Origin of the sequence: Paenibacillus sp. GCM10027626 (assembly GCF_042676285.1) — a bacterium.
Classification (GTDB): domain Bacteria; phylum Bacillota; class Bacilli; order Paenibacillales; family Paenibacillaceae; genus Paenibacillus_Z.
The window spans coordinates 136,968-151,976 of record NZ_JBHTHC010000016.1 but is presented as its reverse complement, the minus strand read 5'-3'; the positions used below and the strand labels follow the sequence as shown (position 1 = coordinate 151,976).

Sequence of the window (15,009 nt, the reverse complement as noted above, 5' to 3'; positions counted from 1 at the left end):
TGATGAGAAAACTCATTCCGATCCTGATTTGCTGCTTGTTATTCGGGATGGCGGCCGCTCCAGCTTACGGGGAGGAGCAGCGGCCGACGATTCGCGTCGAAGTATCCGGCCAACAAGTAAAGGTAGCGGGCTCGGTCTTAGCGCCTGGCAAGCAAGTGACGCTATTGGTGAAAAATGCCGAGGGCAGAGTCGAGCATATCGATCAGAAGGCAAGCGATGCCGAAGCGGCCTACAGCTTCCAATTCAAAATTGCCGACCCGCTGGCGGGAAACTACACCGCCTATGTAGGGGGCGATGGGTTTGCGGCTCCGATCAGCTCGACATTTACAGTATCCAGGGAAGAAGGACCGCCGACACCGTCGACGCCAACGCCAATACCAATACCAATACCGGTGCCATCGCCGCAGCTTGATCCGGATTTAATGATCGTTAACGAGATCGCGCTGGGTACAGGGAAGGACGGCATCGTCACGATCGAAGTTCAAAAGGGCAAGAAAGGCGTGCTGCTGATGGCGAAAGCCGCTGCGGCGGTCGGCAGCAATCGGCTGGACGTTGTGTTCGGCCACGCGACGATCAGCATCACGCCGGAAGCTCTGCAAGCGGTATTGCTGCAGCTTCCAGAGGGGAATGCGGCGAATATGGGGATTGCCATAACTGCGGCCCCCTTACCCGCTAGCGAGACGCCTGCTCTTTTGGAAAAAGTCTCGAAATCGGCGTTTGCCGCTATTACGCCTGCCGGAGAAGTGATCCGGCTTGAGCTTGCCCTTGTCGATGTGAGTACAGGTAAGGAAACGAAGGTCGCCTCGTTCGAGAAGCCGCTGCAAGTTACGTTCAAGCTTGATCCGAATGCGGACTTGGCGCTGGTTGGCATTTATTATATTTCCGATAGCGGGGAACTAGAGTACCTGCAAGGTACGATAAGCGAAGACGGGCATACGATATCGGTCAACGTTTACCGCCCCGGCAAGTATGCGGTACTGGAATACAACAAATCTTATGTTGACCTTCCTGTATCCCATTGGGCGCACCGGGCGGTAAAGGAGCTCTCTGCCAAGCATATCGTCAACGGTGTCAGCAGCACTAAATTCGCTCCGGAGCTGAAGGTCACGCGCGCCGAATTCGCTGCGTTATTGACGCGGCTGCTCGGTCTTGCCGCCCAGCACAAAGCCGGCTTTGCCGACGTCGAACCGGCCGCCTGGTATGCTGAGGCGATTGCAGCGGCGGCGGAAGCGGGTATTATCCGGGGCGTCTCGGACTCGGCTTTCGCACCTGACAGGCCGGTAACCCGCGAGGAAATGGCGACGATGCTGGTTAGAGCTTATTCTGTTAAACACGGCGAAACCGGTGTTGATGCAGCGGAACCCGCCTTTAAAGATCAAAAGCTCATTTCGGCATGGGCGGCCGAATCCGTTTCTGCCGCTTACCGGCTCGGCCTGGTGAAAGGCAACGAAGCGAAGCTGTTTCATCCGCAAAACTTCGCTACACGCGCCGAAGCGGACCAAATGATTTACAATTTGCTAAAAAAATAAGGATGCGCATGAATGAGATAAAAGTGGAATGGGAGATGGAGACAGCATCATGAAAAAAATAGTAGTTAGTGACGGCAGCCCGTTAATCGCTTACGGGGATGAACCGGATTGCGATCGGGCAAACCGCGTTCTGATCCGGGTGCGTTATTCGGCTATCAGTCCTGGGACCGAGCTCAAGCTGTTAAGCAATCCTTCGGTGCCTAACGGCTTTGAGCTGGGGTACAGCGCTTCCGGGCAAGTGATGGAGGTCGGCAGCGAAGTCACCACACTGAAGAAAGGTGACTGGGTAGCTTGCTATGGCGGTCCCTACGTCTATCATGCAGAAAGGCTCTCCGTTCCTGAAACGTTGTGCGTACGTCTGTCATCGGAAAACTTGTTAAGGCCGGCGGCTTTCATCGGGCCGGGAGCCGTTGCGATCCACAGCTTGCGGCGGCTTGCGCTGCAATTTGGGGAGACCGTCTGGGTTATCGGGCAGGGAGTGCTGGGACAATTGATTGCCCGGCTGGCTCTGAACGCCAATTATCGGGTGTTCGCAACGGACCAAAACCCCGGGCGGTGCGAGCTGGCGAGATCGATTGGCATCGACTGCGTTTACAACGCGGGGGAGACATTACCCGTCGCTGCAAAAATTGAACAGCTGACCGAAGGGCACGGGTTTGACGCGATCTTGCTGTGCGCACATTCCGAAAATCCGGGAATTGTCGACTATGCTTTGGAAAGATCGGCATTCCGCGGCAAAATCGCCGTCGTGGGCAATATCCCCATGGCGTTTTCCCGCGAGTTGTTTTTCCAGAAGGAGGCCGACCTGGTCATCGCCCGAGCAGCCGGGCCGGGGAGGTACGATAAGCAATACGAGGATGAGGGCATCGATTATCCGAAGTCGTATGTCCGGTGGACGGAAGGGAGAAATATGCGGGAGTTCGTTCGCCAACTGGAAGCCGGACTGCTGCCGCTGAATGCGCTCATCACCCACGAATACTCGCTTGCGGAAGCGCATTACGGTTATACGAAGCTGGTGGCGGAGCAGGGCACTTCTCTCGGTGTCCTTATCCGCTACGATTAGGAGCAGCGCACCTGCCTGCCGATACACTAGCCGCATGGATGATAACTCCATGCGGTTTTTTGTATTATTGAACGCTAACGGAAGTCACGGCCGCTATTTTCGAAAATTCGACCGATTTGAAATTGTAACGGAACTGTGCGCCGCTATTTGATGTTCAGGAGCGCGATTTCGCAAGAAAACGTCCTATTAAGGTCGCTCTCATCCGTTAGATTTCAAAAAGGAAGCTAATTGGCGAATTAACGTCTGTAGCTTCCGTTAGAAAAAAGATGCATGCACCGCTTCTATGGACCGACAAGGACAACATACCCGATTCCGTCATGTCCTATATCATGTCGGTGGAACCAAAGTACCAGACAGAACCGACAGAAGGGCCGTATAATCATGCTTGGCTGACCGGCGGGGAGGATGCATCATGAAGCATTAATAGGTGTCATTTTGCTTAAAAGGGGGAGCAGAGAACTAGTTCTGCTTACCCTTTTTATGATCCTTTATTGCAAAATTATACCACATATATTTGGAGTTTTTTGTATAATATATTAGCAATCCAATGGCCGTACGGATAAATAATTATGCATTTTGGATTTATTTTCTTGACAACTTTATTACAGTATGATTAACTTGATTTGAAAGCGTTTCATGAATTTCTGGATTGAATAGTGGTTTGGGTGGAGATGACGAGAACCCGAGAATGCCGCTTATGCTATACAGAACTATGTTCTATAGTTCCGTTAGCTTTGCGTGTTCTGGGTTTTTTTATTGCCTTTTTCGGAAAAAAGGCGGAGTTATTGTTCCAAACGCTATCATTCAGAACAGCTCGCAATATCTCGATCACTATTTTTCAATATGAGGGGAGTTAACAAAATGGGATTTAAAAAATGGATGACGACAATGACAGCGCTAACAGCAATCCTGACTCTAGCTGCAGGCTGCGGATCGAATTCAGGCACAAACAATAAGCCTGCCGGGGAAACGGGCAACCAGGGAGGCGCCGACGAGAAGAAGCCGGTTAAAATTCAATACTGGCATTCCCATTCCGATTCACAGGTTGAAGGCTTGAACTACATGATTGAAGAGTTTAAAAAAGTAGCGCCGCATATTACAGTAGAGCCAGTATTTCAGGGCGGTTACGATGATCTTCATCAGAAGCTGCTTGCTGCGGTATCTGCTAATGACGTGCCGGCAGTAACGAATGTTGAGGTTTCGTCGTTGCCAACATTTGCTAATGATGGTATATTTAAGGATTTAACGGAATACATTGAGCGCGACAAAGTGGATCTTACAGACTTCTCGGGAGGTATGCTGCAAGCGTATGCATATCAAGGAAAGCAATTCGGTTTCCCGTTAATCGTAAGTACAAGCGTGATGATTTATAACAAGACCTTGTTTGATTCTTTGGGCGCGACAGCCCCGCAAACGTGGAACGACATGGATGAGTTTATTAAAAAAGTGGCTGTTGTCAATAACGGCAAAACAGAGCGTTATGCGTTTGCTGTTCCTGGCTGGGACGTATGGTATTACGATCCTTGGCTGATTAATGGCGGCGGTTCCATTTTGAACGAGGATATGACCAAGGCGGCAATTGATACGGAAGACAGCCTGCGTTACATCAAAAACTTTGAAAAATGGTTCAAAGACGGCGCTATGCAGATCGGTTATGGCAAAGGCGCTTCCGATACGATGCGTCAAATGTTCCTGGAAGGCAGCATCGGCATGGTTCAGCACTCTTCGGCCATTATTAAAACTTATGTTGAAAATGCAGATTTTGAAGTCGGCGTTTCATTCGTTCCGGGAGACAAAACCCGCATATCCAATATTGGCGGCGCAGGCATCGTTATGATGGAGAAAGCAAAACCGGAAGAAAAAGACGCTGCTTGGGAGTTTATCAAGTTTATGACGAGCGCGGAGCAAAACCTGCAGTGGGCTGAAAAGGTTGGCTATCTGCCGACGCATAAGTCTGTAATTGACACCGAAGAAGGCCGTGCTTATCAGGAAAGATGGCCGCAATATAAAGCTGTGCTTGAAAACTTTGACAACGTTACACCGCGTTTGCAGCACCCGACATATCCGGAATTCAGAAACCGTTACAAAGAAGCTGTGGGTGAAATGGTGCTGAACGGCCAGGATGCTGTGGCAATGATGCAAAAGGCCGCCAAAGAAATCAACGAAATTCTTGATGACTTGTAAGCATCAAGGGAACGGGAGCGAGGCAAATGGACAATACAGGGCAATTCAAATATCCTTTTGATAGTCTGATCGAAAATTGGGTCGAAGAGAAGAAAATTCCGGCGGCTGTTCTTGATGTGAGTGTCGGGAATCGCTTCCGTTTTCAAAAGGCCTACGGTTCATGGGGAAATTCGCAGGGCAAGCATGCAGCATCCCTTGATACTTTATTCGATCTCGCATCGCTCACCAAGGTTGCTGTAACGCTTCCGGCAGCGCTTGTTCTCATCAGTGAGGGCAAGCTGCAGCTCGAAGACAAGGTGACGATGCACTTGCCCCGTTTCCGCCATCGCGAGGTGACGATCCGCCATTTGCTTATGCATGCTTCCGGCTTGCCTGACGATCTGGGGCCTCGCCCCTGGTCGGCAGTCGGCCGTGATGTGATCGGGGAAGCTTACGGGGAAGAGCTGCTGTTTACGCCGGGCAGCCGGACGCTGTACAGCGATCTGGGCATGATTTTGCTGGCGGAAATTATAAGCCGGCTGTCTGGGGAACCGCTCGATCGCTTGGCGCGCCGTCTCGTCTTTGATCCGCTCGGCATGGAAACGGCCCGTTTTCGGCCGGAGGGAGCTTGGAAGGAACGGGCGGCGGCGACAGAAATGGTGGAGGGACAATTCATCAGCGGCGAGGTTCACGATGAGAAAACGCATCAAATGGGCGGCGTATCCGGCAGTGCAGGCTTGTTCTCTGCAGCAGAGGACATGTACAAGTACGCGAAATACTGGCTGAATCCTGAGCAAGGACGGCTGGCAATCGCTCCCGAGCTGCTAAAGGAATGCGTGGCACATCCTTTGCAGACGCGCGGCATAGGCTGGGAAATGTGGAACGGCACAGATCCTGTCAGCTGCGGGCAATACTTTTCTCCCGGAAGTTTCGGGCATAATGGCAGCACCGGGACTAGTTTATGGATCGATCCCGAGCGCGAGCTGACGGTCGTTTTTCTGACCAATATTGTTCATAACGGGCAAAGCGGCCTGCTGCGAACGGTGCGGCCGATGCTGCATGATGCGGTCTATACCTCGCTCTTCGGGGGTAAATGTTAAATAAAGTTCTATGTTTAAAAGAAACGAGGTTTTTCTCATGAATACGCAGAGCAGCTCTCAGCAAGCTTCGCCTGGCAAAAAGACCAAACGCTCCCGTTTGATTTTACTGGAGAAATGGAAGGACTTCGGTTTTGCGGCACCGGCTCTTGTCTTGCTGTCAACGTTTGTGTTTTATCCGCTCCTGTATTCTGTATACTTGAGCTTGACGAACTGGAACATGATCAAGCCGAACAAAGAGTATATAGGTTTTGAAAATTATTCGAAGATTTTTACCGGCGACATGTTCGCTAAAGTGATGAAGGTAACCTTAACATTTACCTTTATTGATGTGTTTTTTACGCTCTTTTTTGGATTATGCTTAGCTTTACTATTCAATGTGTCTTCACGTCTGTTCAACTTTTTGCGGATGATTGTGTTCATGCCATACTACATTTCGATGGTTATCGCGGCGATGATCTTTCTATGGATCTACAATGACCGGTACGGCCTGGCTAACAGCATCGTGAATTGGCTCGGCTTTGATTCCATCAACTGGCTGACCAATACGGGTACGGCGCTCGGCGCTGTTGTAACCGTTTCGTTATGGAAAAGCGTCGGTTTTGCCATGATTATTTTCATCGGAGGCTTGCGCGGTATTCCCCAGGAATACTATGAAGCGTCCAATATTGACGGCGCGAGCAAGTTCAAACAATTCCGGCACATTACATTGCCGCTGCTTTCGCCCATTACGCTGTTCCTGGTAGTAACAAACTTTATTTCTTCCATGCAGGTCTTCCAATCGATCAAGATTATGACCGCGGGCGGACCGCTCAACTCTACGAAGGCAATCGTCTACTGGATTTACGAGATGGCTTTCGAAGATTATAGAACGGGCAGAGCATCAGCGCTTGTTGTCGTTTTCTTTATCATCATCATCTTGTTGACGATTTTGCAATTTGTCGTCTCCAAGAAAAAGGTTCATTACGAAGGGTAGGGTAATAAATGGGGAAAACGATATTTAAGAGCACCCGCATTGCAGGTGCTATTGTAGTAACAGCGATTATGTTTTTCCCGGTGTATTGGCTTTTAATCACATCGTTCAAATCACCATACGAGCTGAGAATGGCGACGCCGTCCTTTTGGCCTGACAAGTTTCTATGGAAAAACTATATCGAAGCATGGAACTCGGCGCCATTCGGCCGTTATTTGCTCAATACGATTACGAAGACATCGGGTATTTTGATTCTCCAAATGAATGTGACGCTATGGGCGGCATTTGCCTTTGCTAAGGGAAAGTTTTGGGGCAGAGATAAGTTGTTCCTGCTTGTTTTGGCAGCGCTGATCGTTCCGACTCAAGTCACATTTGTACCGATTTATGTTATGCTTTCCAAGGTTGGCTGGATCAACACCTTCTATGCGCTAATCATTCCTCACGGTGCGTCGGCGTATGCGATTTTCTTGTTGAGACAGGCGTTCAAATCGATTAACGACAATGTGCTGGAAGCTGCGCGAGTGGATGGTGCAGGCCGCTTTACAATCTTGTACCGCATTTTGTCTCCGATGGCGTATCCTACAATTGCAACGCTGATCGTGCTTACCTTTATTAGCAGCTGGAACGAATATTTCTGGCCGCTTGTCATGACGAACTCCGATCAAATGCGCGTATTGACCGTAGGCATTGCCTCGATGCGGGAAGCGATTGCGGGAAATGAGGCTCTATCTTTCCATTTGTTGAGCGCTGCAAGTATTATGGTCATTATTCCAATTGTACTGGTGTTCTTCTTTGCACAGAAGCATATTGTATCGGCGATGTCTAATTCCACCTTTAAATAGGATTATTACTGATTTTCCTGCCGTATTGAAAAGATTGCTGGATCAAATTCAATAGGAGGGACAGCAATTGCTACGTAAATTGATGACGGTTGCCGGCTCTGCGCTGCTGATCTCAAGCTTGGTTGCTTGCGGTTCAGCGGCTCTGGATAAGGAGACGGGCTCTTTGCCTGAAGTGGAAGTAAAGCCGGTAGCTGATGAGGTGAATCAGCAGCAGCAGCAGAGCGATAAAGCCGGCGATGTGATTACGCAGGAAGAGGCAAAAATTAAATTTCAGCTGGAGAAGCCGGAATTTAAGCAGCTTCTGGAGATGATGAAGCCTGGCCCAATCGTGCCCGGTCTTGCCCAAGACTTGATTCCGCAGGGGCTGGACTACATTGCGGAAAAGGACTGGTTTATCATTTCGCATTATCGTGCGGGAGGCGGGCCTTCCGTCCTTTCCTTTGTCGACGCCAAGACGGGCGAGATGGTGGAATATTTTCATCTTTATGATGAAAAGGGAGAGGCTTACAAAGGGCATGCCGGCGGCGTAGCGGTGAGCAAGAAGCATGCCTGGATTTCTTCTGAAAGCTGTCTCTATCAAATCAAGCTAGATGACATCTATGCAGGCGATTCCGGTTCAAAGCTTCGTTTTAGCGGCCGAATTGAAACGGATACGCGCGCTTCCTTCGATGCTTTTGCGGACGGGGTGCTATGGGTAGGGGAGTTCGCTCATGGTATGGATTATCCGGTTAGCAAGGAGCATCGTATGACGAATCGGGACGGTGTGGAACATAACGCTTGGATTGCAGGTTACAAGCTGGAAGAAGAGACGGATATGCTTGTCGGAGAGCGCCAGAAGAAAAAGCCGGCAAGACCTGACTATATATTGTCTGTAACGGATCGCATCCAGGGGATTGAACTGCTGGAGGATCGGATCATATTAAGCCAATCCTTTGGACGCAACAATGGCAGCGAAATCTATTTGCATAAAAACATCCTTCGGGATAAGCCGCATGCGCAAGTCGTGATTGATGGCGCGGAGGTGCCTGTCTGGTTTTTGGATGAGCAAAATTTGATAAGCAAGCTGGAAGGGCCGCCGATGTCAGAAAGCGCTATTGTCGTAGATAATGCGATGTACATTCTATTTGAGTCTGCTGCTGATAAATATCGCGATTCCGGAAGCTATCCGCTGGACCGGATTCAAATCGTGGAGCTGGACAAACTGCCTGCCAAATAAAAAAACGGATCGTTTGGTGAAAGGAGAGGCATGCGATGTTGAAGTTGAAAAAGGCATTTCGCGTTGCGCTTATCGTTTGTTTGTGCACCATTTATTTACAGGGTATGGCGGCGATGAAAGTGGAGGCTAACGCTTCCGCCGGCGAAAACGGCAATCTGCCAGTTATGGGGGCGGATGCTGTGCCGGCTGCAGCGCCGGAGCTGCTAATTACGGAGCTTGTACAGGACACAGACAACTATGCCGGCTATGATGCGTTTGAGTTTGTGGAGCTTTATAACACTACTGATCAGCCTATCTCCTTGCAGGGGTACAAGCTTAGCCTGATCGCCGGTGCGGCAACAAACAAATGGGAGCAGGCGATTGACCGCAAGGCAGTAATTGAGCCCTTCAGCACTTTTGTTATTTGGACGCATCTGACGGAGATTGATCCGGTCGTTACAGAAGGATTTAATAGTTATTATTACGATTCTTATCAGCTTAAATGGCTGTCTGATAAGCAGCTTTACCGTATGCGCGGAGTAGGCGGTTTAGTGAACAGCAACAAGCATACAGTTGTTGTTTCTGACCCACAAGGCGAGGAGATTGTACGCGCCTCCTATAACGACACGGCGAAGGACGTTTCGCTGGGGACCTCAACTGTATACAGCTATCCGCTTGACGGTTCGAAGCTAATGAGAAAAACAGCGATTCAACAAACGCCAACGCCGGGCTGGGTTTATGATGAACAAGTTCCTGCGAGAGAGAAGCGGCATACAACGCCGCCGGCAGCTCCGCAAGGCCTGCAAGCTAAGGCAGGAGATGGATTTGTTAAGCTGACTTGGCTGGCAAATGGCGAGACAGATATAGACAGCTATCGCATCTATAAAAATGGCGTACTCGAATGGAGCGTGGCAGCGGATAAGCACAAAGCTGTCATTTCGCAGCTTTGGGGAAATGTGACTGTAAACCTTGCGGTAACTGCAGTAGATACGTCAGGGAATGAATCGCAGCAGGCTATTGTATCCGCAACTCCCGGCCATCAAATCTTAAAGCAAAAGAAAGTGGGTTCGAGTGCGCCCAATCCAGCTTTTGACGCATTTTGGCGCGTAAGTGAAAAGGGCGCGAAAATTCCGGGCTTGCATCAGGACGTTGTGCCGCAGGGCATAGCCTATGATGCGGAGAATGACTGGCTGATTATGTCGGCTTATATGAGAGATAAACGGCCAAGCAGCTTGTCTGTTATTGATGCAAACAGTGGAAAGCTGATTAAATCAGTTGTGCTTAAAAATGACGATGGAACGCCATATGTAGGCCACGCTGGAGGTGTAACGGTTTCCAAGGCGAATATCTGGGTGTCGTCAGGTGAATATTTGCATCGTCTTCCTAAAGAAGCGTTGGAGCTTGCGGCCGATAATGACGAGCTGCAATTTGCCGACAAGTTTTTAACGCCGACGCGCGGTTCCTCTGCAGCCTATCATAACGGCGTTTTGTGGGCAGGGGACTATTATGACAGCGGCAGCCCGACCGATCCGAGCCATGCTATGGTCAACCGGGACGGTGATACGTTCCATGCCTGGCTGGCAGGCTATGAGCTTGATCCGGTAACGGACCTTCCGGTCGATGCGTCTGTTCCAAGTTATATTTTATCGATTGCAGATAGTGTACAGGGCGCAACGTTTACCGATGATTACGTCATTACCAGCCAATCCTACAATCGTTATGCGGACAGCCATTTGACACGTTTTATGAATCCATTGCAGGATACGCCACATGCAACGGTTACATACAATGGCGCTTCTGTTCCAGTGTGGTTTCTTGACAATCAAGCTAAGAAGACAGATAACAATTTGCTGACATTGCCGGCTATGTCGGAGGGGCTAATTGCGGTTGGCAATGAATTGTTTGTATTGTTTGAGTCAGGTGCAACGCGCTATCGATACACAACTACTTTTGTATCTGACCATATCCGCAAAGTGAAGTTTGATTTGTGGGATGCGGAATAGCGCGGGTAAATCCAAATTATAGGGAAATATGGATCGAAATATATGTAAAATTATTCCTTATTTGGCGCGTTGTTTTTCGCGGTGCAAGGGAAGCGGCTTGAGGGGACTGAGATCGATCACAATGAAAAAGGGCGGGCAGAGGCTAAATTCTGCTCACCCTTTTTTTGATTTTTCATAGCGGAGCGAATAACATGGCGCGGTCGAAGTGGGCCTAAGCGGACCTAAGCGGACTGTAGACCCGTTATCTGTGAACAAAACGGCTCAAACGGCAGGCTCGCGGACCGTGGTTCCGTTATTGGCCTCAAATCGCCGAAAAAACCCGACAAATGGCGTAAATAATGGATCGTATGTCCGCGAAACCACGAATGAGCCGGGTTTCGACAAAATAACGGATCCTATGTCCGCGTGACTCACAGTTGCCCGCTTCTGCGACAAACAATCGTTGTCCTCATTAGCTCGGCAGCAGCTCAGGAGCCGCCGAGGCCCGCCCCCGCCGTGCCGCACCATCAAGCGGCGCAAATGCATGTCTCATTCCTTAAACAAGGAGCGGGACAACTCGCATAGCTCTGTCTCGCCGATCAGCCCTGACCAGTATTTTTTCAGCAGCTGCCGGAACGTGGCGAAGGCATGGCGGGAAAGATTAAGCTCTTTGTGCAGCCGGTAGGAGAACATCGTTTCCCGAAACAGGAAGAAGCGGGAAGGCCGATTCAAGCTCTCATTTGACGAAAGGGGTGCTTCGGCGGCTTCCTTCACTGCAGGCAGGCTGAGGCTATGTCGCCGAATGAGCTGCTGTGCCCGCAGTGAGCCAAAATATTCCGCTACGCGCAGCGCGCCTTCCTTTTCTTTCCCGCTGCGGTTGACGGCTACACCGATTACATTGATCAGGGAGCGCGGCTCAAACAGGTAAGGCAGAGGCGAGATGTCGTAGCGAATATCGGAGTGCTTCAATTCGTTGAGCATCATGTAGTTGCTAATGATCATCGATACTTTTCCTTGCAAAAACAGTTCGTTGACATCCTTGTTGTTTTCCGACATGTAGTTAGGGAATACGTCCGTTGTTGTAATAATCTCCTTACACAGCCTAATGCAATCGAGCAGCCGGGTTCCGGCCAGCTGGAATTCGCCGCCCACATCCGGCTCGAAGCGCATGCCGCTTTGCAGCAAAAAAGCCGGCCAGCGATTGTCTGACAAGAGGTGGAAATAAAGTCCGTACCGCTTGCCGGGCACTGTCAGCGCTGCCGCATGCTGAATCGCTTCGCGCCAAGTCCAGCTGCCATCCGGTTCCGGCACGCCGGCCTCGGCAAAGTGGTCGCGATTGTACGCTAACAGAATAGGCGAATAGATGAGAGGCTTGGCAAACTGCACTCCTTCATACATAAATGCTTCGTTAGTGAAGGAATACGCACCGGGATCGGGCGCCAGCGGCTCGAGAAGATGGGTTGTATTCATGTCGATGCTGTCGGTAAAGTGTTTGTTATTGATGGTGAAGATGTCGACGAGTCCATTTTCCAAATAGTCCCGCACCGTATCATGCTCGGACGAGCGCAGCATGGAGGTTTTGATGCGGATTTTCGGATTGAGGGAGTGAAAATCATCGATTAACGCACTCAAGATGAAATCTCGCTCAACAGAAGGATGATAGCCTAGCGATACGAGTACCTCTGCCCCGGCACCTTCGGCCACTCTGCTCCCTATCCGATTTTCTTTGACAATCAAGCCCTCGGCGACAAGCTGCTCCAGTCCTTTGCGTACAGATTTATTGCTCAATTGGAACTGCTTGACCAATTCCGCTTCGGCGGGGAGATATTCCCCTGCTTTATAATTGCCGCCGCGTATTTCCTCGCGCAGCGTTGCTACCATATGATCGAGCCGCTCGCGAAAGGTTTTGCGGCTTACCGGTTTGGGCGGATACACTGCAGGCGGCCTCCTTTATATTTTTAAACCCATCATAGCGAATATAGCTCTGATTGTACAGCAGATGAACTGTACAATGTTAAGATCCGATGGCCTGCATAGGCAATTAGACTCTTGTATTTTTTTGTATGGTACTTATGGAGGGAATATTATACAATAATAAAGAACTATGCAATTTATAATTAACAAACCGGGGGAATGATTTTTGAAACCAGCAAGAAAAGTAGTTGTGTTCGCACTATTAGTCTTGTCGTTGATTGTCGGTGCCACAAGCATGGACATGCCGGTAAACGCGGCGTCATCGTCCTGGCAGTGGAAGCAGCAAAGCGGGAAGGAGAGCTCCGAGCTCAAGGATATCGCCGTGCTCAACAATGGGACACGCCTGGCGGTCGGGGATGACTCGACCGTGTTAAGAAGCGTGAAGGGCGGAAGATGGAGTCCGGCGGTTATTCCGGGCAAAGGGAATTTGACTGCGATGGCGACGGACGGAAAAGCGGCAGTCGTTGTTGGCGAAGGCGGCATCGCTGTACGTTCTACAGACGGAATCAAGTGGACGAAAGGTACTGTAAAGAATACGATCAGGCTGGATCAATTCAACGCCTATTATAAAAACAAACCCGAAGGCAAGCTGGAGCTGAAACAAGACGGCATTCGCTGGATGGACATCATTTGGGACGGCAAGCAGTATGTGGCGGTCGGCGAGGGAGAAATACCGGGTGACGGCTACAGCTACTCCAATCTGTTAGTTGGCGTATCTGCAAATGGAGCAGAGTGGAAGCTGACGCCTCTCGTTTCAAAGGAAAGTATAAGGCTGTATAACCGGTCGCTGCAGCTTGTCAAGTTCAAAAGCAATTGGATTGCGATCGCAAGCGAAGGCGTATTTTATTCGCGTGATTTGAAAACATGGAGCTTCAAAAAAGTGGACATCGGCGCAGATATTCACGCAGTTGCTGCCAGTGGCGACGTTCTGGTAGCTGTCGGTTGGGACGGTCGTGCTGGTACGGGCAGAGCGCTGGGCGGCGCCGTATTTACTTCCGAAGATGGCTTGTCCTTCAAACGGCAGCCTGGCGGCTCTTTTTACAACATATCGCTGAATGCAATCATTTGGGCGGATGGCCGGTTCGTGGCAGCCGGTCATTACGGGACGTTGTTTGAGTCTGCGGACGGCAAGAAGTGGAAGGAGAAAACAAAGGAGCACGGCGAGCTGATGCATGCGCTCTACTATGTGAAATATAGCGGATTGAAAGGCAATATTTATGGAATTGCCAAAACGGAAGATGGATTTACAGCTGTTGGGGCGGTGGGGGCTATACGCTCTACTAAAGGGCTCGACGAGGAATGGACACTGGAGGCGTCGGGCGATAAGGGCGATCTTTACGGTATCGCCTATTCCGGGGGACGATATGCGATCGCCGGCACAGGAACGTTCAAAATTTCGCAAGACGGAAGCAAGTGGGAGGATGCGGACGCCGGGCAGGTGAACGATATGACGTCGCTTTATAATCTTTATGGCGTATCAGGCGCATTTTTTGCTGCCGGCTTCCAGTTGACGACAGAGAAGCTGAGCAAAGCGGATCTGCTTTATTCGGCTGGCGCCGTTAAGAACATTCAATCTGCATTGGCCGAGCCGATCGATGACGTGTCCATGGCAGGCGGCGAGCTGCGGGTATTCGGCGAGAAACTGGCCGCGTCCAGCAAGGATGGCACTAAGTGGACTCCGTTAAAGGGTGTGCAGGCCATACCGATTGCGACGAGCGGCAAGCTGTGGCTGGGCTACCAGGAACACGATCTTTACCTGTCAAAAGACGGGAAAACCTGGTCGAAGAATAAGGCGACGCTGGATGGCTATACGATTGATTACCCGATGAAGCAGGCGGTCTGGACAGGCTCAAAATTTGTTGCCAATAATGGAGAAGAGTTAATCGAGTCGGTGAACGGCAAGGAATGGAAGAGGGCGTTGAAGCTTCGTTTCGAGTACTTTAACGGGCTTGCAGTGAACGGCGCGGGAACGGTTGTCGCGGTCGGAGATAAAGGGATGATCTATATGTCGGAGAAAGGAAAAGCCTGGATCAAGGTGCCTTCTCCAACAGTGAAAACGCTGCGGAGTGTTGTTTGGGACGGCAAACGATTCATGGCGGTCGGCGACGGCGGTGTCGTGGTTGTGGGCGAGCAAAAATAAAGGATTTTCCAGCAAGATAAAGAGAGCTGCGCTTTTTGCGCCGCTCTTTTT

At 50.3% G+C, this 15,009-nt stretch carries 10 protein-coding genes; 9 read left to right on the top strand and 1 reads right to left on the bottom strand.

Annotated features, from left to right (window positions below; all coding sequences use genetic code 11):
* Nucleotides 1–2 precede the first annotated feature (2 nt).
* From ACFQ0N_RS26515 to ACFQ0N_RS26480, 8 genes are all read left to right on the top strand, one after another.
* Nucleotides 3–1,529, top strand: a complete 1,527-nt coding sequence (locus ACFQ0N_RS26515; RefSeq protein ID WP_379332086.1) for an S-layer homology domain-containing protein — start codon at nucleotides 3–5, stop codon at nucleotides 1,527–1,529.
* Nucleotides 1,530–1,578: 49 nt separating this feature from the next.
* The gene (locus ACFQ0N_RS26510; protein ID WP_379332027.1) at nucleotides 1,579–2,592 is read left to right on the top strand and encodes a zinc-dependent alcohol dehydrogenase; all 1,014 of its coding nucleotides are present in this window, start codon (nucleotides 1,579–1,581) and stop codon (nucleotides 2,590–2,592) included.
* 861 nt (nucleotides 2,593–3,453) lie between these two features.
* Nucleotides 3,454–4,776, top strand: a complete 1,323-nt coding sequence (locus ACFQ0N_RS26505; protein ID WP_379332025.1) for an ABC transporter substrate-binding protein — start codon at nucleotides 3,454–3,456, stop codon at nucleotides 4,774–4,776.
* A gap of 26 nt (nucleotides 4,777–4,802) precedes the next feature.
* Complete coding sequence (locus ACFQ0N_RS26500; protein ID WP_379332023.1) at nucleotides 4,803–5,855, top strand: serine hydrolase domain-containing protein; 1,053 nt, start codon at nucleotides 4,803–4,805, stop codon at nucleotides 5,853–5,855.
* A 37-nt stretch (nucleotides 5,856–5,892) separates the two neighbouring features.
* On the top strand, nucleotides 5,893–6,828 hold the full coding sequence (locus ACFQ0N_RS26495) for a carbohydrate ABC transporter permease (RefSeq protein ID WP_379332021.1): 936 nt from the start codon (nucleotides 5,893–5,895) through the stop codon (nucleotides 6,826–6,828).
* 8 nt (nucleotides 6,829–6,836) lie between these two features.
* Entirely contained in the window at nucleotides 6,837–7,667 is an 831-nt protein-coding gene (locus ACFQ0N_RS26490; RefSeq protein WP_379332019.1) for a carbohydrate ABC transporter permease, read from the top strand.
* 67 nt (nucleotides 7,668–7,734) lie between these two features.
* A complete protein-coding gene (locus ACFQ0N_RS26485) occupies nucleotides 7,735–8,883 on the top strand; it encodes a hypothetical protein (RefSeq protein WP_379332017.1) in 1,149 nt (382 codons plus the stop codon).
* Between the two features lie 35 nt (nucleotides 8,884–8,918).
* Nucleotides 8,919–10,865, top strand: coding sequence for a lamin tail domain-containing protein (locus tag ACFQ0N_RS26480; protein ID WP_379332015.1), 1,947 nt, complete (start codon nucleotides 8,919–8,921; stop codon nucleotides 10,863–10,865).
* A 528-nt stretch (nucleotides 10,866–11,393) separates the two neighbouring features.
* On the opposite strand, the gene ACFQ0N_RS26475 is transcribed toward ACFQ0N_RS26480, so the two are convergent.
* Nucleotides 11,394–12,779, bottom strand: coding sequence for an extracellular solute-binding protein (locus ACFQ0N_RS26475; RefSeq protein ID WP_379332013.1), 1,386 nt, complete (start codon nucleotides 12,777–12,779; stop codon nucleotides 11,394–11,396).
* A gap of 205 nt (nucleotides 12,780–12,984) precedes the next feature.
* Between ACFQ0N_RS26475 and ACFQ0N_RS26470 the strand changes: the two genes are divergently transcribed.
* A complete protein-coding gene (locus ACFQ0N_RS26470; protein ID WP_379332011.1) occupies nucleotides 12,985–14,958 on the top strand; it encodes a hypothetical protein in 1,974 nt (657 codons plus the stop codon).
* The last annotated feature ends 51 nt before the right edge of the window (nucleotides 14,959–15,009 follow it).

Bases quoted from the DNA above. Each gene is read 5' to 3' on its own strand.
- ACFQ0N_RS26515 (WP_379332086.1), top strand. From the start codon at position 3: ATGAGAAAACTCATTCCGATCCTGATTTGCTGCTTGTTATTCGGGATG.
- ACFQ0N_RS26510 (WP_379332027.1), top strand. From the start codon at position 1,579: ATGAAAAAAATAGTAGTTAGTGACGGCAGCCCGTTAATCGCTTACGGG.
- ACFQ0N_RS26505 (WP_379332025.1), top strand. From the start codon at position 3,454: ATGGGATTTAAAAAATGGATGACGACAATGACAGCGCTAACAGCAATC.
- ACFQ0N_RS26500 (WP_379332023.1), top strand. From the start codon at position 4,803: ATGGACAATACAGGGCAATTCAAATATCCTTTTGATAGTCTGATCGAA.
- ACFQ0N_RS26495 (WP_379332021.1), top strand. From the start codon at position 5,893: ATGAATACGCAGAGCAGCTCTCAGCAAGCTTCGCCTGGCAAAAAGACC.
- ACFQ0N_RS26490 (WP_379332019.1), top strand. From the start codon at position 6,837: ATGGGGAAAACGATATTTAAGAGCACCCGCATTGCAGGTGCTATTGTA.
- ACFQ0N_RS26480 (WP_379332015.1), top strand. From the start codon at position 8,919: ATGTTGAAGTTGAAAAAGGCATTTCGCGTTGCGCTTATCGTTTGTTTG.